This window comes from Amycolatopsis sp. CA-230715 (assembly GCF_018736145.1).
In the GTDB taxonomy this organism is placed as follows: domain Bacteria; phylum Actinomycetota; class Actinomycetes; order Mycobacteriales; family Pseudonocardiaceae; genus Amycolatopsis.
Genome location: NZ_CP059997.1, coordinates 3,080,333 through 3,102,495 on the forward strand (window position 1 = coordinate 3,080,333; position 22,163 = coordinate 3,102,495).

A 22,163-nucleotide genomic window follows, 5' to 3' on the forward strand; every position below is an offset into this window, starting at 1 on the left:
ACATAGTCTTCCGACGGACTGCCTGGATTGAGGGGAACCCACACCCATGACCGAAGTCGCGGACACCCAGCTCGCCAGCTTCCCGATGACGAGGACCTGCCCGTTCTCGCCACCGGCCGAGTACCGCACGATGCGCGAGGAAGCACCCGTCTCCCGCGTCGAGCTGCCGACCGGCCAGCGCGCGTGGGTGGTCACGCGGCTCGAGGACGTCCGGACCATGCTCACCGACCCGAGGCTCAGCTCCGACCGCCGCAACCCGAACTTCCCGCTGATCGTCGCCGGTCAGCGCAGGCGGCCGGACTTCAAGGCTTCGCTCATCACGATGGACGCGCCGGAGCACGGGCAGGCGCGGCGCGAGGTCGTCGGCGAGTTCACGGTCCGCCGGATGAAGGCGCTCCAGCCGCGCATCCAGCAGATCGTCGACGAGCACATCGACGCGATGCTCGCCGGTCCGCCCGGCGCCGATCTGGTGCGGGCGCTGTCGCTGCCGGTGCCGTCGCTGGTGATCTGCGAACTGCTCGGCGTGCCCTACACCGACCACGACTTCTTCCAGGCCCGCACCGCGAAGCTGCTCAACCGGCACACCCCCGCCGAAGAGCGCGGCGACGCCTTCGACCAACTGCTCGACTACCTCGACCAGCTCGTCACCGGCAAGGAGAAGGCGCCGACCGAGGACGACCTGCTCGGCAGGCAGGTGCTCCGGCAGCGGACGGAGGACAACGAGGACCACGACGCGCTGGTGTCGCTCGCGTTCCTGCTGCTGGTCGCCGGGCACGAAACGACGGCGAACATGATCTCGCTCGGCACGCTCGCGCTACTGGAGAACCCCGACCAGCTCGCGATGATCAAGAACGACCCGAGCAGGACGCTCGACGCGGTGGAGGAACTCCTCCGGTACTTCACGATCGCCGAAACCGCGACGTCGCGCGTAGCCGTCGAGGACATCGAAATCGGTGGCGTACTGGTGAAAGCGGGCGAAGGCGTCATCACGCTCGGCAACGCGGCGAACCGGGACCCGGCCGCCTTCGACGCCCCGGACACCCTCGACTTCGAACGCGGCGCGCGCCACCATGTGGCGTTCGGGTTCGGCGCGCACCAGTGCCTCGGGCAGAATCTGGCGAGGATGGAACTGCAGATCGTGTTCGACACGCTGTTCGCGCGCATTCCCGGCCTGCGACTGGCCGCGAAGGTCGCCGACCTGCCGTTCAAGGACGACGCGACCATCTACGGGCTGCACGAGCTGCCCGTGACCTGGTAGGGAGGAACCATGCGAATCATCGCGGACCGCGATCGGTGTGTGGGGGCGGGGCAGTGCGTGCTGACCGAGCCCGCCGTGTTCGACCAGAGCGAGGACGACGGCACCGTCGTCGTGCAGCAGGACGAGGTGGACGGCGAAGTACTGGTGAGCGTCCAGGAAGCCGTGCACGTCTGCCCGAGCCAGGCGCTCTCGCTCAAGGACGGCTGAGCCGGGAGCTCGGGTCGCCAGGTCAGCGGGCTGGCCTGGCCAACCGCACCAGAACTCCGCCCGGCGGCGCCGAATCGGGCGACGCCGGGAAATCTGGTCCTGGTGCGTTTGGCGTAATGGTCGAGGAAATGGCGTATGTGGATTGCCGAGGCGCCATGACCGGGTAGGCTTTCGGCGACCTGCACGCCACTGGGGGCACCACCGCAGGTCTGGTGCGCGAGGAGAGCTCGTGACATACCCACCGCGGCTTCGCAAGATCGGGCTCCGGATCGGCATCGCCATCGGCGCGGTCGTGCTCGTCGTGCTCGGCGTCACCGGCTTCGTCGCCCCCGGCTTCTTTCTCGGCGAGGACAAGGACGTCGGCCCCGCCGCCAGCGGGCCCGAACGTCCCGCGGTCGGGCCCGAAGGGGCCGCGCAGGCCATCGCCGACGGCTTCGGTAAGCACGATGAGATCGCGGTGCGCGAGCTCACGTGCGATTACTGGGACCTGGACCGCGAGGCGCTCATCAAGCAGACCGGCCGCGCCGGCGAGGCGAAGCTGGTTGAAGTGCGGAGAACGTCGGACTTCGAGGCCACCGCGAACGTGACGGTCCCCGTCGGCAAGAAATCCTTCACCGGCACCGCGAATCTGGTGTACAGCGGTGGAAGATGGTGCTGGAGCGGCGTCGGCGGCGGATTCCTCGGAATGGCGATCGTGGCCGACGCGAAGCCCTTGATCGACGAGTTCTTCGCCGCCGTGAACGCGAAGGACAGGTGGACGGTCATCGGATTGTTGTGCGACGACATGACTTCGAAGGACCAGGCGACCGTCCTCAAGATGACCACCGGCCATCCGGCGCTGGAACCGGAGGACAGCACCGGCTCGGTCTCGCGCGTGCAGGTCACCTTCGCCGGGACCCACAATGGAAAGAGCGCTTCCGGCTCGCTGACCGCCGACAAGAAGTCGGAGGGGTTCTGCGTCAGCGGCGTCGTCGTCAACGTGGCCACCTGACCAAACGCTCGGAGCGTTCAAGTCCCGAACGTCACCTTCGGGGCTTGGGGGCCGCCCGAGAAGACGGAGAACGCGCGGCTGCCCGGCGGGGAAGGGGTTCCCGCCGGGCAGCCGAAGCTTCAGCCGAGCCGCTGCGAGGTTTCCGGGTGGAAGGCGTGCACCTCGCCCGCGTCCCGCAGGCCGACGCGCACCTTCTCGCCGATCCTCGGCGGCGTCCTGCCGTCCACGCGCACCACGATGCGCTCGCTCGCGCCGTCGACGGTGCCGTGCAGGTAGGCGTCCGCGCCCAGTTCCTCCACCAGATCGACGGTCAGCTCGAAACCGTCCTCGCCCGCGCCCGCGATGGCGAGCGACTCCGGGCGCACGCCCAGCACGATCTCGCTGAGCCCCGAGGCCGCGTCCAGCACCGCGCGCGGCACCGGCACGGTCAGCTCGCCCAGCCGCACCCCGCCGTCGACGACCCGGTAGGTGCCCAGGTTCATCGCGGGCGAGCCGATGAACCCCGCGACGAACGCGTTGGCCGGGTTCTCGTACAGCTCGCGCGGTGAGGCGCACTGCTGCAGCACGCCGTCCTTCAGCACCGCGACCCGGTCCCCCATGGTCATCGCCTCGACCTGGTCGTGGGTCACGTAGATCGTGGTGGTGCCGAGCCGCTGCTGGAGCTTCGCGATGTTCGCGCGCGTCTCCACGCGCAGCTTCGCGTCCAAGTTGGACAGTGGCTCGTCCATCAGGAACACGCTCGGCTCGCGCACGATCGCGCGGCCCATCGCGACGCGCTGGCGCTGACCGCCGGAGAGCGCCTTCGGCTTGCGGTCGAGGTACTTCGTCAGGTCGAGCAGGCCAGCGGCCTCCTTGACCTTGTCCGCGATCTCCGGCTTCGGCACGCCGCGCAGGCGCAACGCGAAGCCCATGTTGTCGGCGACCGTCATGTGCGGGTAGAGCGCGTAGGACTGGAACACCATCGCGATGTCGCGGTCCTTCGGCGGCAGGTCCGTGACGTCGCGGTCACCGATGTGGATCGCGCCCTCGTCGACGTCCTCGAGTCCCGCCGCCATGCGCAGCGCGGTGGACTTGCCAGACCCGGAAGGCCCGACCAGTACCAGGAACTCACCGTCTCCAATGGACAGATCGAGCCGGTCGACCGCGCGCACCGCGCTGGCACCGGGGTACACGCGGGACGCGGCGGCGTAAGCGACTGCGGCCATGATTTTTTTCTCCTTACTTGACCGCGCCCATGGAAAGGCCGCGTACCAGGTGGTTCTGGGCGATCCAGCCGACGATCATCACCGGCAGCGAAGCGAGCAGCGCGGCCGCGGAAAGCTGCGCCCAGTACAGGCCCTCGCTCGTGATGAAGCCGACGAGGAAGACCGGGACCGTGCCCGCGCGCGCCGCGGTCAGGTTCACCGCGTAGAAGAACTCCGTCCACGAGAAGATCACGCAGATCAGCGCGGTGGCGGCGATCCCTGGCGCGACGACGGGCAGGATCACCTTGTACAGCAACGTGGGCAGGCTCGCACCGTCCACACGGGCCGCTTCGATCATCTCCGTCGGCACTTCGAGGAAGAACGAGCGCATCATCCAGATCGCCAGCGGCAGGTTCATCGCGGTGTAGAGGATGACCAGCGCCCACACGTTGTCGAGCAGCTGCACGTTCTGCGAAATCACGTACAGCGGGATGATCGCCGCGACGATCGGCAGCATCTTCGTGGAGAGGAAGAAGCCGAGCGCGTTGCTCGTGCCCTTCACCGGAGCCAGCGAAAGCGCGTACGCGGCCGGTACGCCGAACAGCAGCACCAACAGTGTCGAAAGGACGGTCACGAACGCGGAATTGCCAAGGTAGGGCAGGAATCCGCGCTCGATCACCCCGGCGAACTGGTCCAGCGTCGGGGTGAAGAAGAGCTTCGGCGGATCCGTGAAGGCGTCCGACTCCTGCTTGAAGGCGGTCAGCACCATCCAGATCAGCGGGAACACGAACAGGATCGCGACGATCCAGGTCGCCGCGGTGAGCGCGCCGGGACCGAGCTTGCGCTTGGGCTTGCGCTGTATCGCCGTGGTCATTTCACGCCTCCGCTCACCGCGAAGGTCCGGAACATCAGGCGCAGCGCGAAGGTCGCCACGATCATGGTCAGGATCACCACGATGACGCCCATCGCCGAGGACTGCCCGATGTCGAAGCCTTCGAACGCGCGCTGGTAGATGTAGTACGGCAGGTTCGTGCTCGCCGTGCCGGGACCGCCCTGCGTCATCAGGAAGATCGCGTCGAAGCTGTTCACGATGTAGATCGCGCCGAGCAGCGTGGCCAGCTGCAGGTACCGGCTCAGGTGCGGCAGCGTGATCGCGGTGAACGTGCGGACCCGGCCGGCGCCGTCGACCGAAGCGGCCTCCAGCACCTCCTTCGGCTGGCTCTGCAGCCCGGCCAGGATCAGCAGCATCATGAACGGCGTCCACTGCCAGATGATCTGCGCCATCACCGAAGCCAGCGGGAAAGCCGAAAGCCAGTCGGTGTCGCCGCCGAAGACGAAGTTCAGCAACCCGAAGCGCGGGTGGAACATCGTGGTCTTCCACAGCAGCGCGCCCGCCGCGGGCAGGATCAGGAACGGCGTGATCAGCAGCGTGCGGACCACGCCCCTGCCGAGGAACTTCCGGTCCAGCAGCAGCGCGAACGCGAGCCCGAGCACCAGTGAGATGAACACGCAGACGATGGTCAGCACCACCGTGTTCAGCATCGCGCCGCGGAACTGGCTGTCCGCGAACACATCGAGGTAGTTACCGAACCCGACGAAGTGCCGCGAACCGGGGCGGACCAGGTTCCACGACTGGAACGAGTAGAACACCGTCAGCAGGAACGGAAGCTGCGTCACCGCGATCGTGAAGATGAGCGCGGGCATCAACGGGAGGCGCCGCTTCCACGACCCCGAAGTGCGCGGTTTCGCGGCCTTTCCCGTACTGGTCTTGGACGGCGCGGACCGCGCCGGGGCGGAGAGTGTGGACATCAGTGTCCCTCCCGGTAGGACGCGCCGACCGTCTGCGCGTACTCCTGCGACTGCGCCAGCGCCTCATCCACCGAGATCTGCCCGGCGATGGCCGCGGACAACTGCTGGCTCACCCGGGTGCCGAGGTCCTGGAACTCGGGGATGCCGACGAACTGGATCCCGGGGTACGGGACCGGGTGCACCATCGTCTTCTGCTGGTTCGCCGCGTCGATCCCGTCCAGCGTCGGCTGCGCGTACGCGGCGGCGGCCTGCCGGTACTCGGGAATGTCGTAAGTGGACTTCCGCACGCCCGGCGGCACCCGGTTCCAGCCGAAGGTCTTCCCGACGCTCTGGACGAACTCCTTGTCCGTCATCCACCGCATGAACTTCCAGGCGTCTTCCTTGTTCTTCGCCACCTTCGGCATGCCGAGCGACCAGGTGTAGAGCCAGCCGCTCGCCTGCGTCTTCTCCACCGGCGCCGCGACGTACCCCGACTTGCCGACGACCTTGCTGCCCTCGGGGTCCTCGTTGGTCCCCGCCATGACCGTGGCGTCGTACCACATCGCGGTCTGCCCCTGCGTGTACGCGGTGCCGCAGTCGGAGAAGCCCGCGCTCGACGCGCCGACCTCGCCGTGGCTGCGGACCAGGTTCACGTAGAAGTTGGCCGCTGCCTTGAATTCCGGCGAGGTGAGCTTCGCGTTCCAGTCCTTGTCGAAGTACTGGGCACCGAAAGTGTTGGCCACCGTGGAAAACGGCGCGAGGCTCTCACCCCAGCCCGGCTTGCCGCGCAGGCAGATCCCGGACACCCCGGCCGCCTTGTCGTCGAGCTTCGCGGCGAGCTGGGCGACCTGCTCCCAGGTCGGCTTCGGGGGCATCGTCAGCCCGGCCTTCTCGAAGAGGTCCTTGCGGTAGGCCAGGAACGACGACTCGCCGTAGAACGGGACCGCGTACATCGAACCGTTGTGGGACAAGGAATCCCGGATGCTCGGGATGAAGTCGGCCTTGTCGTACCCCGGGCTCTTGTCGATGTAGGGGCTCAGGTTCTCGAGCCAGCCGTTGGCCGCCCACTGCGGCGCCTCGTAGTTGCTGATCATCACGACGTCGAACTCGCCGCCCTCGGTGGCGGTCGACGCGGTGATCTTCGCGCGGGCCTGGTTTTCCGGCAGCGAAACGAACTTCAGCTTGACGCCGGGGTTCGCCTGCTCGAAATGGTCCTTCAGCGCGATGGCGTCCTTCATCTGCGGGTTGGCCACGATCGCGATCACCAGCGTTCTCCCGCCGGCGCCGATCGCACCCGCGCCCGCGCAGCCCGTGACGCCGAGCAGCAGCGCCACCGCGAGGAGAATGAACCTACGCATGACCACCTCCCGGTAGTACCTGCACCTTCAGGCCGGCGCCGCTGCGCATGAGGTCCAGCGCGCCGGGGAACTCGTCGAGCGGAAGCGTGTCGGTGAGCAGCGCCTTCGTGTCGATCACGCCCGCGGCAACCAGGTCGAGCGCGGGGCCGTAGCTGTCGAGCACGGCCATCGAGCCGACCACGGTGATCTCGTCGTTGTAGATGCGGAACGGCGACAACGCGACCCTGGCTTCGGCGGGCGCCACACCGAAGACGAGCAACCGGCCACCGCGGCGGAGCGAGTCGAAGGCGGCTTCGATCGCGGGCGCGGCACCGGTGCAGTCGGCGGCGGCGTCGAACCTCTCACCGTCCAATTCGGACACGTCACCGGCGACGGCGTGGGCGCCCAGCGCGGTGGCCCGCGCGAGCCTCGCGGTGTTGCGGTCGACCACGGTGACGCGGGCGCCCCCGCGCTGCAGGAGCTGCTGCATGACCAGGCCCATCGTGCCCGCGCCGACCACCAGGAACCGCTCGCCGACCTCGACGCCGATCTTGCGGACCCCGTGCACCGCGCACGAAACCGGCTCGACCAGCGCGCCCTCCTGCCAGGTCATGGAGTCGGGCATGCGGTAGCAGTTGGCCGAGGGCACGGCGACGTACTCGGCGAACGCGCCGTTCACCGTGTCACCGGTGGCGTTCCAGTTCTCGCACAGGTTGCCGCGCCCGGTGCGGCACGGCGTGCAGTACCCGCAGAAGAGCGAGGGGTCGACAGCCACGCGGTCGCCGATCTTCCAGCCGCCCGGCACGTCGGCGCCCAGCTCGACGATCCGGCCCGCGAACTCGTGACCCGGCACGATCGGGTAGGGCGTCGGGGGGAAGTGGCCGTCGGCGATGTGCAGGTCAGTCCCGCAGATCCCGCAGGCGCCCACCTCGAGCACGACCTGACGCTCTCTGGGCTTCGGATCCGGCACCTCGCCGACCCTGATCTTGCCCGGCTGGTCGATGATCGCGGCTCGCATCCGGCCTCACTCTCTTCCGTCGCTCATCTGAGCGGCCATGCATCCATGCACGCTGCGGCATGCCCAGGAATTGAAAACTTTCCATGGTGTTACGTCAACCTTTCGAGCGGTTTTCGCGCTATAGTGCTCAAGTGAGCACCAGATCGCGTCCACTCAGCCTCGCCGACACCATGACAGCGGTATCTGTGGCACACCGCTTCTATTTGCTCGGCCAGTCCAAACTGGAGATCGCCGAGGAGTTCGGCATCTCGCGGTTCAAGGTGGCCAGGATCCTCGACACCGCACGGGAAACCGGCCTGGTCCGGATCGAGTTCGACGTACCGGGCCCGATCGACGTCACGTTGTCGGAGCAGGTCCGCTCCGCCTACCGCCTGGATCGGGCGTTCGTCCTCGAACGGGCGTTCAGCGAAGGCGAGCGCCCCGAGGTCCGCAGGCACATCGGCGGGCTCGCGGCCAGGCTGCTGTCGGAGATCGTGACCAAGGACGACGTGCTCGGCCTGTCCTGGGCGCGCTCGGTGAACGTGATGACCGAGGCGATCCACCGGCTGCCGCGCTGCCCGATCGTGCAACTCTGCGGGGTGCAGGCGGGCATGGACATGCACGACCGCTCGGTGGAGACGGTCCGCAGGGTCGCCGCGGTGTCCGGCGGGGACGCCTACCCGATCTTCGGCCCGCTCGTGCTGCCCGACCGCAGGACCACCGAGATCCTGCGGCGCCAGCCGGGGATCGCGGAAACGTTCAGCCAGTTCCCCCACCTGACCAAGGCCGTGGTGAGCATCGGCGCGTGGCTGCCAGGAGAGTCCACTGTGTACGACGCGCTCGAACCGAGCGAACGCGACGCCATCGGCAAGCGCGGCGCGGTGGGCGAAGTCGCGGCCCGCCTCTTCGACGCCGACGGCAACGCGATGAACACCGGGCTCACCCACCACGTGCTCGCGATCGACGACGAAGACCTGCTCCGCGTGCCCGAAGTGATCGCGCTCGGCTACACCGCCCCCAAAGCCGAAGGCATCGACGCGGTGCTGCGGTCGGGCATGGTGTCGACCCTGATCACCGACGCGGCGGCCGCCGAACCCCTGCTGAAGCTGGCCGAAGCCCGCCCGCTGACCTGAGCCTTTTCGGGCGCTGCTTTTCGCGTGAGGGCCGCGATTGTGGCGCTGAATGCCCCGAAGGCCACCTTCGGGGCAGGGGCGCGGATGCTCTCGCGTGCCCCGAAAGTGACCTTCAGGGACCTGAGCGCCCCGAAAGCCACCTTCAGGGCATCAGCAAGTCCGCCCGCCGAGCGAGGGCCGAATTCGCGGCGCTAGATTCCCCGAAGGTCACCTTCGGGGCCGCAAAGCCGCCCCCGACAATCAGGATAGCGTGACGGGGAGTTTGTCGACACCGTACACAATGGACAGTTCGCGGTACGGCAGCTCCGACGGTTCCACGGCGAGGCGCAGGTTCGGGAAGCGCCGCACCAGCGCGGGGTACGCGGCGCGCAGTTCCATCCGGCCCAGTTCCGCGCCGACGCACCGGTGCGCGCCCCAGCCGAAGGCGAGGTGCGCCGGGCCCGAGCGGTGCGGGTCGAACTCCTCGGTCTGGGTGCCGAACGCGCTGTCGCGGTTGGCGCCGGACAGCGAAACGATCACGATGTCGCCTTCGCCGATCTGGTTCCCGGCGATCTCGATGTCCTGCTTCGCGAACCGCGGGAACGCCACCTGCACCACGGTGAGGTACCGCAGCAGCTCGTCGACGAAGTTGTTCACGGCCTTGTCGTCGTCGCGGATCAGCTCGAAGTACTCGGGGTTCTTCAGCAGCACGATCGCGCCGAGCGCCAGCATGCTCGCGGTGGTTTCCAGGCCACCGGTGAGCAGGCCGTCGGCGAGCCCGGCCAGCTCGTCGTCGGAGATCTCGTCCCCGTGCTCCTTCACCAGCATGCCGAGCAGCCCGTCACCCGGGTTCTCGCGCTGCTTCTTCACCACGTCCTTGAGGTACGACAACGATTCCGAGATCGCGCCGAGCGACGCGCCCGCGCCGCCGAACAGGTCGAACCGCGCGGTGCTCAGCCGCTGGAACTCGGCCCTGTCCTCGTACGGCACGCCGAGCAGCTGGCAGATCGTCAGCGACGGGATGGGCAGCGCGAACTGCGACATCAGATCGACCGGGCCTTCGGTCGCGGCCATCGCGTCGAGCTGCTCGGTGATGATGTCGTCGATCTGCGGGGCCAGCCTCGACAGCCGCCGCACGGTGAACTCGGGCGTCAGCAGCTTGCGCAGCCGGGTGTGCACCGGCGGGTCGGCGAACCCGAGCCCGCCGGGGTTCTGCTCCGCGGTGACGCCCGCGTTGCCGACCAGGTTCGTGAAGTCGTTGCTGAACTCGTTCGTCGCGCTCAGCACCGACTTCGCTTCCTCGTACCCGGTGACCACCCAGGCCGTCATGCCGAACGGCAGCTTGATCCGCTGCACCGGTTCGTTTTCCCGCAGTTCCGCCAGCTCGGGGACCGGGTCGAGACCGGTCCGCTTCAGCGGCATCAGTACCTCGTCGGGCAGGAACGACATCTTCGCCAGGTCGAAGCCGTCCTTCTGCTTCCGGGCGAGGTACTTGCGACCGAGCCATGCCGTGACGCGGGAGCGGAGAGAGCCCATGCCCGAAGGCTACCGGAGAGTCCGAAGTGACCTCGGTCGCAGGTCAGAGCTGGTTCACGTCCGTAACGCGAAGCACAGCGGCACCCGCCTCGTCCGACGCCGCGAGATCGACTTCGGCGCTGATCCCCCAGTCGTGATCACCGGCCGGGTCGTCGAAGACCTGCCGCACGCGCCAGGCGCCCTGCTCCTTCTCGATCATGAACAGCGCGGGGCCGCGCGCGTCGGGGCCGATGCCGAGCGACGGGTGCTCGTCGAAGTAGTCCGCCATCGCGTCTTCCCACGCGTCGGCGTCCCATCCCGAAGACGCGTCCAGCTCGCCGAGTTCGTGGTACGCCCGGCGCGCGGCCAGTTCCACTCGGCGGAAGAGCTGGTTGCGCACCAGCACGCGGAACGCGCGCTCGTTGCGCGTGACCGGCGGCGGGCCCTCCGGCAACGCGGGGGCGTCCGTGTGGTCTTCGCCGGGCTGGCGCAGCGCCTCCCATTCGTCGAGCAGGCTGGAGTCGACCTGCCGCACCAGCTCGCCGAGCCATTCGATGAGGTCCTGCAGCGGTTCGGTCTTCGCCTCGTCCGGCACGGTGTGGCGCAACGTGTCGTAGCAGTCGGCGAGGTAGCGCAGCACCAGCCCTTCCGACCGCGCCAGCTGGTAGTACCCGACGTACTCGACGAAGTTCATCGCGCGCTCGTACATGTCGCGCACCACCGACTTCGGCGACAACCGGTAGTCGTCGACCCACGGGTGCCCCTGCCGGTAGGACGCGTACGCGACGCCGAGCAGTTCCTCCAGCGGCTTCGGGTGCTCGACGTTCTCGAGCAGCTCCATCCGTTCCTCGTACTCGATGCCGTCGGCCTTCATCGCCTGCACCGCTTCGCCGCGCGCCTTGAACTTCTGCTGCGACAGCACCGGACGCGGATCGTCCACAATAGATTCTACAATGGACACGACGTCGAGCGCGTAGGACGGCGACTCGAAGTCGAGCAGCTCCATCGCGGCGAGCGCGAGCGGCGAAAGCGGTTGGTTCAGCGCGAAATCGAACTGCAGGTCCACGGTGAGCCGGACGATCCGGCCCTGCTCGTCCGGCTCGTCGAGCCGTTCCACCACCCCGGCGGCGAGCAGCGCGCGGTAGATCGCGATCGCGCGCAGGATGTGCCTGCGCTGCGCTGGCCGGTCCTCGTGGTTGTCCTCCAGCAGGTGCCGCATGTGCTCGAAAGCGTTACCAGGGCGGGAAACCACGTTCAGCAGCATCGAATGGCTCACCCGGAAGCTCGACGTGAGCGGCTCCGGTTCGGCGGCGACGAGCCGGTCGAACGTGCTCTCCGTCCAGTTGACGAACCCTTCCGGCGCCTTCTTCCGCGTGATCTTGCGCTTCTTCTTCGGGTCGTCGCCCGCTTTTTCCAGCGCCTTGGCGTTTTCGATGACGTGATCGGGTGCCTCGACCACCACGTAGCCGTCGGTGTCGAAGCCCGCGCGGCCCGCGCGCCCGGCGATCTGGTGGAACTCGCGCGCCTTGAGGTGGCGCTGGCGCACGCCGTCGTACTTGGTCAGCGCGGAGAACACCACCGTGCGGATCGGCACGTTGATCCCGACGCCGAGCGTGTCGGTCCCGCAGATCACCTTCAGCAGCCCCGCCTGCGCGAGCTGCTCGACGAGGCGGCGGTACTTCGGCAGCATCCCCGCGTGGTGCACGCCGATCCCGTGGCGCACCAGCCGCGACAACGTCTTGCCGAACCCGGCGGAGAACCGGAAGTCGCCGATCATTTCGGCGATCGCGTCCTTTTCCGCGCGCGTGGTCACGTTGATGCTCATCAGCGCCTGCGCGCGCTCGACCGCGGCCGCCTGCGCGAAGTGCACCACGTACACCGGTGCCTGGCCGCCGTTCAACAGCTCCGACATGGTCTCGTGCAACGGCGTGAGCGCGTACCGGTAGGTCAGCGGGACCGGGCGCTGCGCCGAGGTGACCACCGAGGTCGGGCGGCCGGTGCGGCGGGTGAGGTCCTTCTCGAAGAACGAGACGTCGCCCAGCGTCGCCGACATCAGCACGAACTGCGCCTGCGGCAGCTCCAGCAGCGGCACCTGCCACGCCCAGCCGCGGTCCGGCTCCGAGTAGAAGTGGAATTCGTCGGCCACGACCTGGCCCAACTCGGCCGAGTCACCGAAACGCAACGCGATGTTCGCGAGGATTTCCGCGGTGCAGCAGATGATCGGCGCGTCCGCGTTGACGCTGGAGTCGCCGGTCATCATGCCCACGTTCTCCGCGCCGAAGATCTCGATGAGCTGGAAGAACTTCTCCGAGACCAGCGCCTTGATCGGCGCGGTGTAGTAACTGCGCTTGCCGTGCGCGAGCGCGGTGAAATGCGCCCCGACCGCGACGAGGCTCTTCCCGGAACCGGTCGGCGTGGACAGGATGACGTTCGCCCCCGAGACGACCTCGATCAGCGCCTCCTCCTGCGCCGGGTACAGCTCGAGACCGCGTCCGGCCGCCCAGGTGGCGAAGGCGTCGAACAGCGAATCGGGGTCGGGATCGGCTGGTACCGCGGCTGCGAGTGTCATCAGGGTGCCAATCGTGCCATTCGAACGTCGCGACTTACGCGGGGGCAATCGCGTGGCGCGAGCGAAACCCGTAGGCTGCGCGTACCGCGCACCGTCTCCGGGCACCCCACCGGCAGACCCGCGCGCACACAGGTGGTTATCCGGAGGGCAGGAATGGCACAGGACATCATCCCGATCGAACTCGGGCTGCCACAGGGCGATCTGGTGACCCTGTGGGCCCCGCGCTGGCGGGAGGACGGCGAGGAGTGGGAGGCATTCCTCGGCGACGAAGAGGACCTGTACGCCTTCCCCGACGCCGCGCACCTCGCCGCGTTCGTCCGCACGGCCGAGCAGCACGACCTGATCGACCACCCGGCGTGGCACGTGGTGCCCGCGCTGAACGTGCCCGAGCTGATCCCCGACGACGACCACTCCTACGACCTGGTCGGCGTGCCCGAGCTGGTCGCCGAGGAGCCGGACTCGTGGACGATCGGCGAGCTGAGCGAGATCGTCGGCATCGTGCGGTCGCTCGCGGACGTGTGCGAGCTCGACGAGGTGCACGAGGTGCTCGACGCGACCGAGGGCTTCTCCCTGCTGGAGCAGGGCAGGCTGCCGTTCACCGGCCGCGAGGGCGAGCGGCTGTGGACCGACCTGTCCGAAGCGGTGTCCGAGAAGTGGGACACCGTGCTCGACGCGATCGACTCGCTCGTCACCGTGCCGGACGTCGACGCCGCGACGCTGGAGCAGACCGCCGAGGAGCTGGCCGCGTTCCACGAGGAGTCGGCCGAGGCGGAAGCGGGCGTGGACGCCGGCGACGAGGACCTCGAAGCCGTCGACAGCGACACCGAGTCCGATTCCGACGAGGACGAGGAAGAAGAGGGCCCGGTCGGGTTCTGGGCCGAGGTCGGCATCGACCCGGTCAAGATCGTCACCGCCGAACGCGAGTACTTCACGCTGCGCTGCTACCTCGACGACGAGCCGATCTTCCTCGGCACCGATGGCGAGATCGAGGTGTTCACCTCGGAGAAGGCGCTCGCGCGCCAGCTCGCCGACGGCAAGCAGTTCGCCGAGACCGATCTCGCCGAAGTGTCCACCTGGCAAGAGGTGCTGAGCAAGGCGACGGCGGGCGAGCTGGACGTCGAGGTCGACGACGCGAACACCTACGTGCTCGCCGGGCTCGACGCCGACATCGCCGACGGGGTCGACGCGATCGACGCCACCCAGCTCGAACTGGCCGTGGAACTGCTCACCGACGCGGCGGACTGGGCCGACGACGACACCGTCGCCGACGCACTGTCCACTTCGGAGAGTCTGGGCTGGCTGGTCTCGTTCGTGCTGCGGCCGGACCCGACCAGGCTCGCGCCGAGCGAGCCGTTCGACGCGGAGCAGTCCGCGTGGCGCAAGCTGGTCGAGTCCTTCGAAGCGCGCCTGAACGTCAACTGAGGCTGGTCTGGACCAGCTGGTTCAGACCAGGCCGAGAAGCAGGGCGAGAGTCCCGCCGAGCACCCGCTCGCGGACCTCGCCCTGTTTTGTCGCCCGCTCCACCGTCCGCCGCGCGAGCACCGGGTCGCCGTAGGGCGCGTCCGAGCCGAACAGCGTCCGCTCCGGGAGCGCCTCGATGGCGGCGCGCACCGCGAAGGCCACGACGGGCGTGGACAGCTCCAGGTACATGCTCGGGTGCTCGCGCACCAGCTCGATCGCGTCGAGCCAGTGCTGCCCGCCGAGCTGGCTCACCACGAGCGGCACCCCGGGGTAGCGGCGCGCGAGGTCCGCGAGCGTGCGGAGGTCGCCCGCCGTCGTCGGCGCGTACCCGTGCACCACGACCGGCAGGCCGCCGTAGTCGAGCGCGGCGCGCAGCACGGGCTCGATCCGGCCCGCGCCGTCCGGCGGCGGTGTCAGCTCGCCGATCCCCCGCAACTTCCTGCCGACGATTTCGCGATCGACCGCCGCCTCGATGTCTTTCGCGGGCAGATCGAGCCGGACCGAGCCGAAGCCCACGAACCGGTCGGGGTGGGCGGCCAGCGCGTCGTCCAGTTCGGCCAGCGTGCGGGTGAAGGCGTCCTGCGCGGTCGCGGTGCCGCCCAGCGCGCCGGTGAGCAGGGCCAGTTCTTCCCGCAGTTCGGGAAGGTTCGTGGCGCGTTCGGGATGCGCCCTGGTCGGGAACAGCACGGTCCGGTCGATCCCGGCTTCGTCGAGCAGGCGGATGTGCTCGGCGACCGGCTGGTGGACGTGGCTGTGCGCGTCGATGATCACGGGCTTGTTCCTCCTCGGAATGCGGTGCCACCGCCGACTGTTGCGCCCTGACACAGTGGGAAGGTCAAGCCGGATGCTCATCGGGGAACTCGCGCGCCGCACGGACACCAGCGAGCGGCTGCTGCGGTACTACGAACGCGTCGGCCTGCTCGGGTCGACGCGGCTGGCCAACGGATACCGGGACTACGGCGAGGACGCGGTGCCCGTGGTCGCCCGCGTCCGCGCGCTGCTGGCCGCCGGGCTGCCGACCCGGCTCATCCGCGGGATGCTGCCGTGCACCGGCGAAACCGGCGCGGTCCGGCCGTGCCCCGGCATGCTCGACCTGATGCGCGCGCGGCTGGCCGAACTCGACCGCCGCGCCGCCGACCTGGACGCCGCCCGATCCGCGCTCACCGACGCGATCAGCTCGACCGAAGCATCCGCGGCCCGCTGAAGGTGGCCTCCCGCAGCGGCTGGCGGAGGCCCCAAACGATGCTCCTATAGAGGTCGGGGCGAGCCGCGAGTGCCGCCGAAGGCTCCTCTTGGGGCGCTGAGCGTCCCGATCCCGGCCTTCGCGGCGGGCTGCCGCCCTGGCGTCTGTCCCCGAAGGTGGCCTTCGGGGCGGTAGACGCCGCGAAGGCCACCTTCGGGGCATGCGCGGCACTCCCCGCACGGGAGCGAGGGCCGAGAAAGTGGCGTCAGGGTTCCCGAAGGTGGCCTTCGGGAACCAACGGAAGGAGGCCGCCGCCGACCGCGCCGCGCACCCGACATCACCGTGGCTTTCGGGGCGCCGAGCGGGATCCGTTGCCGGAGCGGCTATCTGGCGCGCTCCCGTGCGAGGGCTTCCGCGCGCACCGGGGTCAAGCCGATCGCCAGCGCGGGGAAGATCGCGGCGAGGCAGAACGCCAGCGCGTAGCGCGAGTCGCCGATCGCCAGGCCCAGCAGCGGCGGGGTCAGCGCGGCGGCCACGTTCTGCGCGGTGTTCTGCGCCCCCATCGCGCGCCCCGCCCAGGCGATCCCGGCCAGTTCCGCCGAGGCCGTGAACCCGAGCCCGTTGTCCGCCACCGTGATCACCGCGGCGAGCACCAGCGCCAGTGCGGCGAGCCACGGCCAGGTCGCGTCGCCGAAGGCCACCAGCAGCAGCACCGCGCTGCTCGCGAACGCGAGCTGGCGCATCGGCCGCAGCCTGCTGCCCACCCGGTCCGACCAGTATCCCGACGCCAGCCGCCCCAGCGCGCCGAGTGCCTGCACCGCGGCGAGGAACCAGCCCGCGGATAGGGGGCTCCAGTGCTGCGCCGTCACCAGGTACACCGGCGCGAACGCGGAGACCGCGAACTGCGGCACGACGAGCAGCGCGCTCGCGCCGTGCAGGCGCCACAACGTCGGCCCGCGATAGGGCGAGGCGGGCTTCTCGGCGCCGGCGGGCTTCTCCGGCCGCGGCGGGTCCCGCACCAGCCACGCCGCCAGCAGCGCGACGACGACGGCGAAGCAGGCGGGCATCAGCATGGCCGCCCGGAAGCCGTGGTGCTCCGCCAGCGGGGGCAGGCCCAGCGCGGCGAGCCCGACCCCGAGTGGCTGCGCGGTCTGGCGGATGCCCATCGCGACGCCCCGCTCGGCGGCGCTGAACCAGCCCATCACCACGCGGCCGCTCGACGCGTTGACCGAGGCCGTGCACGCTCCGGCGAGCAGGAACAGCACGAACAGCGTGGTGAGCGAGTGGCCGCCGGTGCTCGCGACCAGCAGGAGCAGCCCGGAGGCACCGAGGCCGAGCGCCATGATCACCCGCTCACCGAACCGGTCCGCGGCCGCGCCCCACGCGATGAGCGTGCACAGCAGACCGATGCTCGGCGCGGAGACGACCGTGCCCGCCTCGGCGAGGGTGAGCCCCTCCGAAACCCGCATCCGCGGCACCAAGAACGGGATGCCGTAGAGGAACGTGCAGCTCGCGGTCTGCGCCGCGAGCCCGAGGCCGAGGATCACCCAGCGTCGTCTGCCCACTTTCAGTTCCGCCGTCGCCTGCACCATCAGTGATCCCAAATATTGAGACAATGTTCTTACATGATGAACATTAGTTGCAGGCCCTAACCATGCACAAGGGGCGCCTCCGGATTCGGAGGCGCCCCTTGGCAGGCGTGCGGGAAATCCGCGCGGCGGTCAGAGCACGGCGGCATACCCCGGCTTGATAACATTGTTGATCACGTCGAGCCGCCGGTCGAAATCGAGGAAAGCGGATTTCATGGCGTTGATCGTGAACCACTGGAAGTCGGCGAGGCCGTAGCCGAAAGCCTCGTGCAGTGCGGCGAACTCGCTCGACATGGTGCACCCGCTCATCAGGCGGTTGTCGGTGTTGACGGTCACCCGGAAGCGCAGCCGGTGGAGTAACCCTATCGGGTGAGTCTCGATGGACTGCGCCGCCCCCGTCTGCACGTTCGACGAGGGGCAGATTTCGAGCGGGATCCGCCGATCGCGGACGTACGCGGCGAGCCTGCCGAGCTGCGGCGTGCCGTCCTCGCCGATCTTGATGTCGTCGATGATCCGGACACCGTGGCCGAGCCGTTCCGCGCCGCAGTGCTGGATGGCCTCCCAGATCGAGGCCAGTCCGAAGGCCTCGCCCGCGTGAATGGTGAAATGCGCGTTGTTCGTGCGCAGGAATTCGAACGCGTCCAGGTTCCTGGTCGGCGGAAAACCGTCTTCCGGTCCCGCGATATCGAATCCGACCACACCGGCGTCGCGGTACCGGACGGCGAGGTCGGCAATTTCGAGCGCCCGCGCGTGCTGACGCATCGCGCACAGAAGAGTGCCCGTTCGGATGACTTTGCCCCGCGCCGCGGCACGCCGCTCACCCTCCGCGAACCCCGCTTGGACGGCCTCGACGACCGCCTCCAGTGACAGTCCGCGTTCGACGAACAACTCCGGTGCGTAACGCACTTCGGCGTACACCACGCCGTCGTCGGCGAGGTCCTCCGCGCACTCCGCGGCGACCCTGACCAACGCCTCCTCGGTCTGCATCACGCCGCACGTGTGCGCGAAGGTTTCGAGATAGGACTCCAGCGATCCGGAATCGGCCGCGTCGCGGAACCATCGCCCCAGCTCAGCGGTATCGGTGGTGGGCAAGGCCGGGTACCCGGTCGCCTCCGCGAGTTCGATCACCGTGCCGGGCCGGAGGCCGCCGTCGAGGTGATCGTGCAGGAGGACCTTCGGCACGCGCCGGAACGTTTCGAGGTCGCCGGCCGCGCTGGCCGGGCCGGATGTATCAGGAGCCATGGGCCAACGGTACCCACGACGTATCACCTACACGGCCCCGTGAACGGAAACTCTCACGCTCGACTTAACCCTCAGCTCTCTGGATCATGTGCCGAATCGGCCAGAGGGTCGACCTTGCCTTTCCGATAGTTCACGGGGGCCATACGGAGAGCAATTCCTCAATCGATAGGCTGCGGTACACCACTCCGTCCCCAAATGCCCCGCCGACGAAGGACACGCAGTGACCACTGACAACCACATTGCAGCCCCGTCCTTCGACCGGATGCGCAACATGCTGGTGCGCGCGGCCGAAGTCCGAGAGAGCGAGCAGCAGCAGATCTTCGACGCGCTGGACGACATCTACGCGCGCCTCGCCCCGGTCGACTCCCTCGGCGCCGTGCGCAAGCGGCTGTCCGAGCTGCCGGACCGCACCGAGGTCGGCGTGCTGGCCGAGCGGCTCGACGAAGCGATGACGCGGCTCGAAGCGCAGGACAACGCGCTGGCCGACGTGGCGCGCGCGGTGGACAGCATCGTCGACAAGCTCGCGAAGCCCTTCGCCCAGCTCGACGGCAGGCTCGACGGGATGGCCGCCAGGCTCGAGGGCGTCGGCGGCCGGATGGACGGGCTCGAGGACAAGCTGCAGAACATCCACCGCAGGCTCGACGAGCTCGGCGGCCACCTCGACAAGCAGGACGGCAAGCTCGACGCGCTGCCCGCCGCCGTGCACGGCCCGGTCCGCGAGAAGATCGACGCCGCCGAGGCCGCGCTGCGCGAGCGCGTCGACACCGGCGACGCCGAGCTGCGCGCCAAGATCGAGGATCTCGACGCCGCCACCAAGGAACGCATCGGCGCCAACACCGAGGCCCTCAAGACCGCGCTGACCGAGACCGGCGAGATGATCGACGCGTCCGACCGGCTGGAGAACCTCGGCGGCTGCCTCGAGCAGGTCACCTCGCGGCTCGACGAGCTCGCGGGCAGGCTCGACAAGGTCGAGGACGGCTTCACCGCGCAGCTCGGCGATCTCGACGGCACGCTCAAGAGCGGCCTGTCGAAGGTCGAGGGCACGCTGTCGAAGCAGCCCGACACCGACTCGGTGAACTCGCTGGTGCGCAAGAGCAACGAGGAATCCGAGCGGCGCATCGGCGGCCAGCTCGACGAGGCGATGGCCACCTTCGCCGAGCTGATGCTCGGCGGCGGCCCCGCCGTCCAGCAGATCGCCCCGCCGCCGCCCGCGCCGCGCCAGCCGCGCCGCGCCCGCAACGGCCGCGCCCCGAAGAGCGCCGACGCCAAGAGCAAGGCCGCCGACTCGTCCGACGACTCTTCGGACTCCTGACCCAATCCCGGCGCTGGGGCCCCTTCCGCGGCAGCGGAAGGGGCCCCGTTTACTTCCGGGCCCTCTGGCCTGCAGTTAGCGGGCTAAACGTCGTCAACGCGCAGCGGTCGCGCCACGCGGCCTCGCTCAGCAGCGGGCGGAACGACGCCAGCAGCGCACCGATCCGCTCGCCGTACTCCTCGGCGAACGCCGGGCTCTCGGCGACCAGATCGAGTTCGTTCGCGGCGGTCAGTTCGGCGAACGCCCGCTGCTGCCGGGGGGTCGGCCTGAAGGTGCGGCCGGTGAACCGGTCGGTGAAGGCACCGAGATCGCGGTAGGAACGCGCGCGATCGCAGCTGGCGTAGAAGTACACCAGCGACTCGGCCTCGGCGCCGATCACGTCGGCCAGCTCCCCGCGCCGCTCGACGGGCAGCAGCGCGGTGGCGAATCCGTCGGTGCCGTAAGCGGCATGGCACAGCCCGGCGATCCGCACGGCAGGCGGCGCGTCCCACCGGCCGAGGCGGTCGTGTACGCGTTTCAGGTGCGCCAGCAGTGTTCCGCCGGGATGCTCGATCTTCTCCGCACCCAGCCGGGACAACAGTTCCTCGGCCGCGCTCCGGTGCTGTGCCATACCGCCTCCCCTCGATCCGGGTCGGCACCGGCTCGGACGCGAAAGCCCGGTTGCCGCCCGCGACCCATCGTCGTGCGCCCGGGATCCCCCAGTCAATTCTCGGGTTTTCTTGGACAACCCCGAGGTATAGCTTGGGATTCGTGACCTTGGAGGATCTCCGCGTCTTCGCGGCCGTGTGCGCGACGGGCAGCCTCAGCGCGGTCGCGCGCGAGCAGTCGTGCAGCCAGTCCGCGGTGAGCCAGCACGTGAAACGGCTGGAGCGGGAACTGGGCCTGCCCCTGATCACCCGCGGGTCGCGCGGAGTCGTCCCGACCCCCGCCGGCCGCATTCTGCAGGAGGCGGCGACGACCGGCATCGCGGGAATCGACGCCGCGACGCGGCGCCTCCGCGAACTCGCCACGGGCGAGGGCGGCGAGGTCAGGGTCACCACCGGCGCGACCTCGGTGCGGCACTTCATGGGCGCGGGCATCGTGGCGTTCCGGCAGCGCTTTCCCCGGGTACGCCTGGAATTCCGGACCCGCACGTCCAGCCGTGACTGCCTCGCCGCGGTACTGGCCGACGAATCGGAACTCGCGCTGGTCACCTTCGGCGACCCGGTGCCGGGGATCGAGCGGCGCCCGCTGCTGACCCTGCCGTGGGCGCTGGCCGTCTCGGCCGAGGATCCCGTAGCCGCACGTGCCACGATCGAACCCGGCGAGCTGGCGGACCTCGCCGATATCGGGCTGCCAGGGAACTCGACCGCGCGCGCTCAGCTCGACACCGCAGTTGGCACCGCGAACCGGGCGAGCGCCAGCGTCGCCGACTGGGACACCGCGGTCCTGCTCGCCGAACTCGGCGTCGGACGCATGGTCGTGCCCGTGATGCCCGCGTGGACCACCGCCCGCCACCCCGCGCTGCGGCTGGTGCCGATCCCCGCCCTGCCACCGCTTTCCGCCGGCTGGGCGTGCCGGAGCTGGACAGCGCTCAGCCCGATCACCGTCGCCTTCGCCGACACCGTGGCCGAAACACTCAACGATCATCCTTTGTAGACGGTCGTCATCTTGGGGGAAGATCGAGCCTGCGCGCGGCGCCGTCCAGCACCATGGCCAGGCCGTGACGGAATCTGTCCTTTTCGGACACAACACCGATGAGCCGGGGGAACACCTCGCGAGGATCCTTGCCGCCGAACAGTTCCTGAGTGTGCGGGAACTCCCCCGTCGCGTACTGGCTTTCGGCGAACCGGATGGCCGCCTCGATCACCTCGTCGTCGACGGGAGCCGCGTTCGCCGCGCGGAATTCGGCTGACCGGAGCACGTTGCCGTGCACGTAGTCGTCGACCACGGCGAGCAGCGCGAACTTCTCCGCCGCGGCCAGGCGGGTGCCCGCCAGCGCGGCGAGCGACTGTTCGAAGTGCCGCATGGCGTTGGGACCCATCGACGCGTTTCGCAGGGACTGCAGCGCCCACGGATGGCGCATCAACACGTCCCAGGTGCGCTCGGCGACCGCGGTGAGCGCGTCGTACCAGTGGGCGGGGAACTCGTCGGCGGGGATCCAGACCTCGCCCATGATCGCGTCGTCCATCAGCGCGATCAGCTCGTCCTTGGTGCGGACGTAGTAGTAGAGGGTCATCGTGCCCGCGCCCAGTTCGGCGGCGACGCGGCGCATGGACACCGCGGCGAACCCCTCGGTGTCCGCAAGGGACAGTGCCGTCGAGGCGATCTGGTCGCGGGTGAACTTCGGCCTGCGCGTGCCCGGTTCCGAGCGGGTCCAGATCAGGGCCGAGTCGTCGCCACTTGCCATTCGTACACCGTACCGTTAGCGTTGTTAGT

At 69.1% G+C, this 22,163-nt stretch carries 20 protein-coding genes; 8 read left to right on the top strand and 12 right to left on the bottom strand.

Going from position 1 to position 22,163, the window contains the following annotated elements:
- Positions 1-46 precede the first annotated feature (46 nt).
- From HUW46_RS14290 to HUW46_RS14300, 3 genes are all read left to right on the top strand, one after another.
- Complete coding sequence (locus HUW46_RS14290; RefSeq protein WP_215547741.1) at positions 47-1,258, top strand: cytochrome P450; 1,212 nt, start codon at positions 47-49, stop codon at positions 1,256-1,258.
- 9 nt (positions 1,259-1,267) lie between these two features.
- Complete coding sequence (locus HUW46_RS14295) at positions 1,268-1,465, top strand: ferredoxin (protein ID WP_215547742.1); 198 nt, start codon at positions 1,268-1,270, stop codon at positions 1,463-1,465.
- Positions 1,466-1,694: 229 nt separating this feature from the next.
- A complete protein-coding gene (locus tag HUW46_RS14300; protein WP_215547743.1) occupies positions 1,695-2,456 on the top strand; it encodes a hypothetical protein in 762 nt (253 codons plus the stop codon).
- Positions 2,457-2,575: 119 nt separating this feature from the next.
- Here HUW46_RS14300 and HUW46_RS14305 read toward each other — a convergent pair whose 3' ends face one another.
- Genes HUW46_RS14305 through HUW46_RS14325 form a run of 5 tightly spaced genes read right to left on the bottom strand, consistent with a single transcriptional unit; the run spans position 2,576 to position 7,783 of the window.
- On the bottom strand, positions 2,576-3,661 hold the full coding sequence (locus tag HUW46_RS14305) for an ABC transporter ATP-binding protein (RefSeq protein ID WP_215547744.1): 1,086 nt from the start codon (positions 3,659-3,661) through the stop codon (positions 2,576-2,578).
- Between the two features lie 13 nt (positions 3,662-3,674).
- Positions 3,675-4,514 carry a carbohydrate ABC transporter permease gene (locus HUW46_RS14310; RefSeq protein WP_215547745.1) on the bottom strand — a complete coding sequence of 280 codons (840 nt, stop codon included), beginning with the start codon at positions 4,512-4,514 and terminating at the stop codon, positions 3,675-3,677.
- A complete protein-coding gene (locus HUW46_RS14315; protein WP_215547746.1) occupies positions 4,511-5,449 on the bottom strand; it encodes a carbohydrate ABC transporter permease in 939 nt (312 codons plus the stop codon). The genes HUW46_RS14310 and HUW46_RS14315 overlap by 4 nt, the downstream gene beginning before the upstream one ends.
- Complete coding sequence (locus HUW46_RS14320; RefSeq protein ID WP_215547747.1) at positions 5,449-6,786, bottom strand: ABC transporter substrate-binding protein; 1,338 nt, start codon at positions 6,784-6,786, stop codon at positions 5,449-5,451. Before HUW46_RS14320 ends, HUW46_RS14315 begins: the two co-directional genes overlap by 1 nt.
- Positions 6,779-7,783 carry a zinc-dependent alcohol dehydrogenase family protein gene (locus HUW46_RS14325; RefSeq protein WP_215547748.1) on the bottom strand — a complete coding sequence of 335 codons (1,005 nt, stop codon included), beginning with the start codon at positions 7,781-7,783 and terminating at the stop codon, positions 6,779-6,781. Before HUW46_RS14325 ends, HUW46_RS14320 begins: the two co-directional genes overlap by 8 nt.
- A 170-nt stretch (positions 7,784-7,953) precedes the next feature.
- On the opposite strand from HUW46_RS14325, the gene HUW46_RS14330 reads away from it, so the two are divergent.
- The gene (locus tag HUW46_RS14330) at positions 7,954-8,895 is read left to right on the top strand and encodes a sugar-binding transcriptional regulator (RefSeq protein WP_215549863.1); all 942 of its coding nucleotides are present in this window, start codon (positions 7,954-7,956) and stop codon (positions 8,893-8,895) included.
- Between the two features lie 240 nt (positions 8,896-9,135).
- Here HUW46_RS14330 and HUW46_RS14335 read toward each other — a convergent pair whose 3' ends face one another.
- Positions 9,136-10,410, bottom strand: coding sequence for a cytochrome P450 (locus HUW46_RS14335; protein WP_215547749.1), 1,275 nt, complete (start codon positions 10,408-10,410; stop codon positions 9,136-9,138).
- A gap of 43 nt (positions 10,411-10,453) precedes the next feature.
- Positions 10,454-12,958 carry a DEAD/DEAH box helicase gene (locus tag HUW46_RS14340; protein WP_215547750.1) on the bottom strand — a complete coding sequence of 835 codons (2,505 nt, stop codon included), beginning with the start codon at positions 12,956-12,958 and terminating at the stop codon, positions 10,454-10,456.
- A gap of 153 nt (positions 12,959-13,111) precedes the next feature.
- On the opposite strand from HUW46_RS14340, the gene HUW46_RS14345 reads away from it, so the two are divergent.
- Positions 13,112-14,380, top strand: a complete 1,269-nt coding sequence (locus tag HUW46_RS14345) for a primosomal protein (RefSeq protein ID WP_215547751.1) — start codon at positions 13,112-13,114, stop codon at positions 14,378-14,380.
- A 21-nt stretch (positions 14,381-14,401) separates the two neighbouring features.
- On the opposite strand, the gene HUW46_RS14350 is transcribed toward HUW46_RS14345, so the two are convergent.
- Entirely contained in the window at positions 14,402-15,190 is a 789-nt protein-coding gene (locus tag HUW46_RS14350; RefSeq protein ID WP_215547752.1) for an amidohydrolase family protein, read from the bottom strand.
- 73 nt (positions 15,191-15,263) lie between these two features.
- On the opposite strand from HUW46_RS14350, the gene HUW46_RS14355 reads away from it, so the two are divergent.
- Entirely contained in the window at positions 15,264-15,623 is a 360-nt protein-coding gene (locus tag HUW46_RS14355) for a MerR family transcriptional regulator (protein ID WP_215547753.1), read from the top strand.
- 362 nt (positions 15,624-15,985) lie between these two features.
- Here HUW46_RS14355 and HUW46_RS14360 read toward each other — a convergent pair whose 3' ends face one another.
- A complete protein-coding gene (locus tag HUW46_RS14360) occupies positions 15,986-17,194 on the bottom strand; it encodes an MFS transporter (RefSeq protein ID WP_215547754.1) in 1,209 nt (402 codons plus the stop codon).
- A 129-nt stretch (positions 17,195-17,323) separates the two neighbouring features.
- Positions 17,324-18,433 (bottom strand): adenosine deaminase, encoded by a 1,110-nt coding sequence (locus HUW46_RS14365; RefSeq protein ID WP_215547755.1) that lies wholly within the window; start codon positions 18,431-18,433, stop codon positions 17,324-17,326.
- A gap of 220 nt (positions 18,434-18,653) precedes the next feature.
- Here HUW46_RS14365 and HUW46_RS14370 point away from each other — a divergent pair, with 220 nt between their 5' ends.
- On the top strand, positions 18,654-19,745 hold the full coding sequence (locus HUW46_RS14370) for a PA containing protein (RefSeq protein ID WP_215547756.1): 1,092 nt from the start codon (positions 18,654-18,656) through the stop codon (positions 19,743-19,745).
- Positions 19,746-19,794: 49 nt separating this feature from the next.
- Here the strand turns inward: HUW46_RS14370 and HUW46_RS14375 are convergent, their stop codons facing one another.
- Positions 19,795-20,355, bottom strand: coding sequence for a DUF6817 domain-containing protein (locus HUW46_RS14375; RefSeq protein ID WP_215547757.1), 561 nt, complete (start codon positions 20,353-20,355; stop codon positions 19,795-19,797).
- A 140-nt stretch (positions 20,356-20,495) separates the two neighbouring features.
- On the opposite strand from HUW46_RS14375, the gene HUW46_RS14380 reads away from it, so the two are divergent.
- Positions 20,496-21,383 (top strand): LysR family transcriptional regulator, encoded by an 888-nt coding sequence (locus tag HUW46_RS14380; RefSeq protein WP_254126166.1) that lies wholly within the window; start codon positions 20,496-20,498, stop codon positions 21,381-21,383.
- A 7-nt stretch (positions 21,384-21,390) separates the two neighbouring features.
- Here HUW46_RS14380 and HUW46_RS14385 read toward each other — a convergent pair whose 3' ends face one another.
- Positions 21,391-22,134 (bottom strand): TetR/AcrR family transcriptional regulator, encoded by a 744-nt coding sequence (locus tag HUW46_RS14385; protein ID WP_215547759.1) that lies wholly within the window; start codon positions 22,132-22,134, stop codon positions 21,391-21,393.
- Positions 22,135-22,163 lie beyond the last annotated feature (29 nt).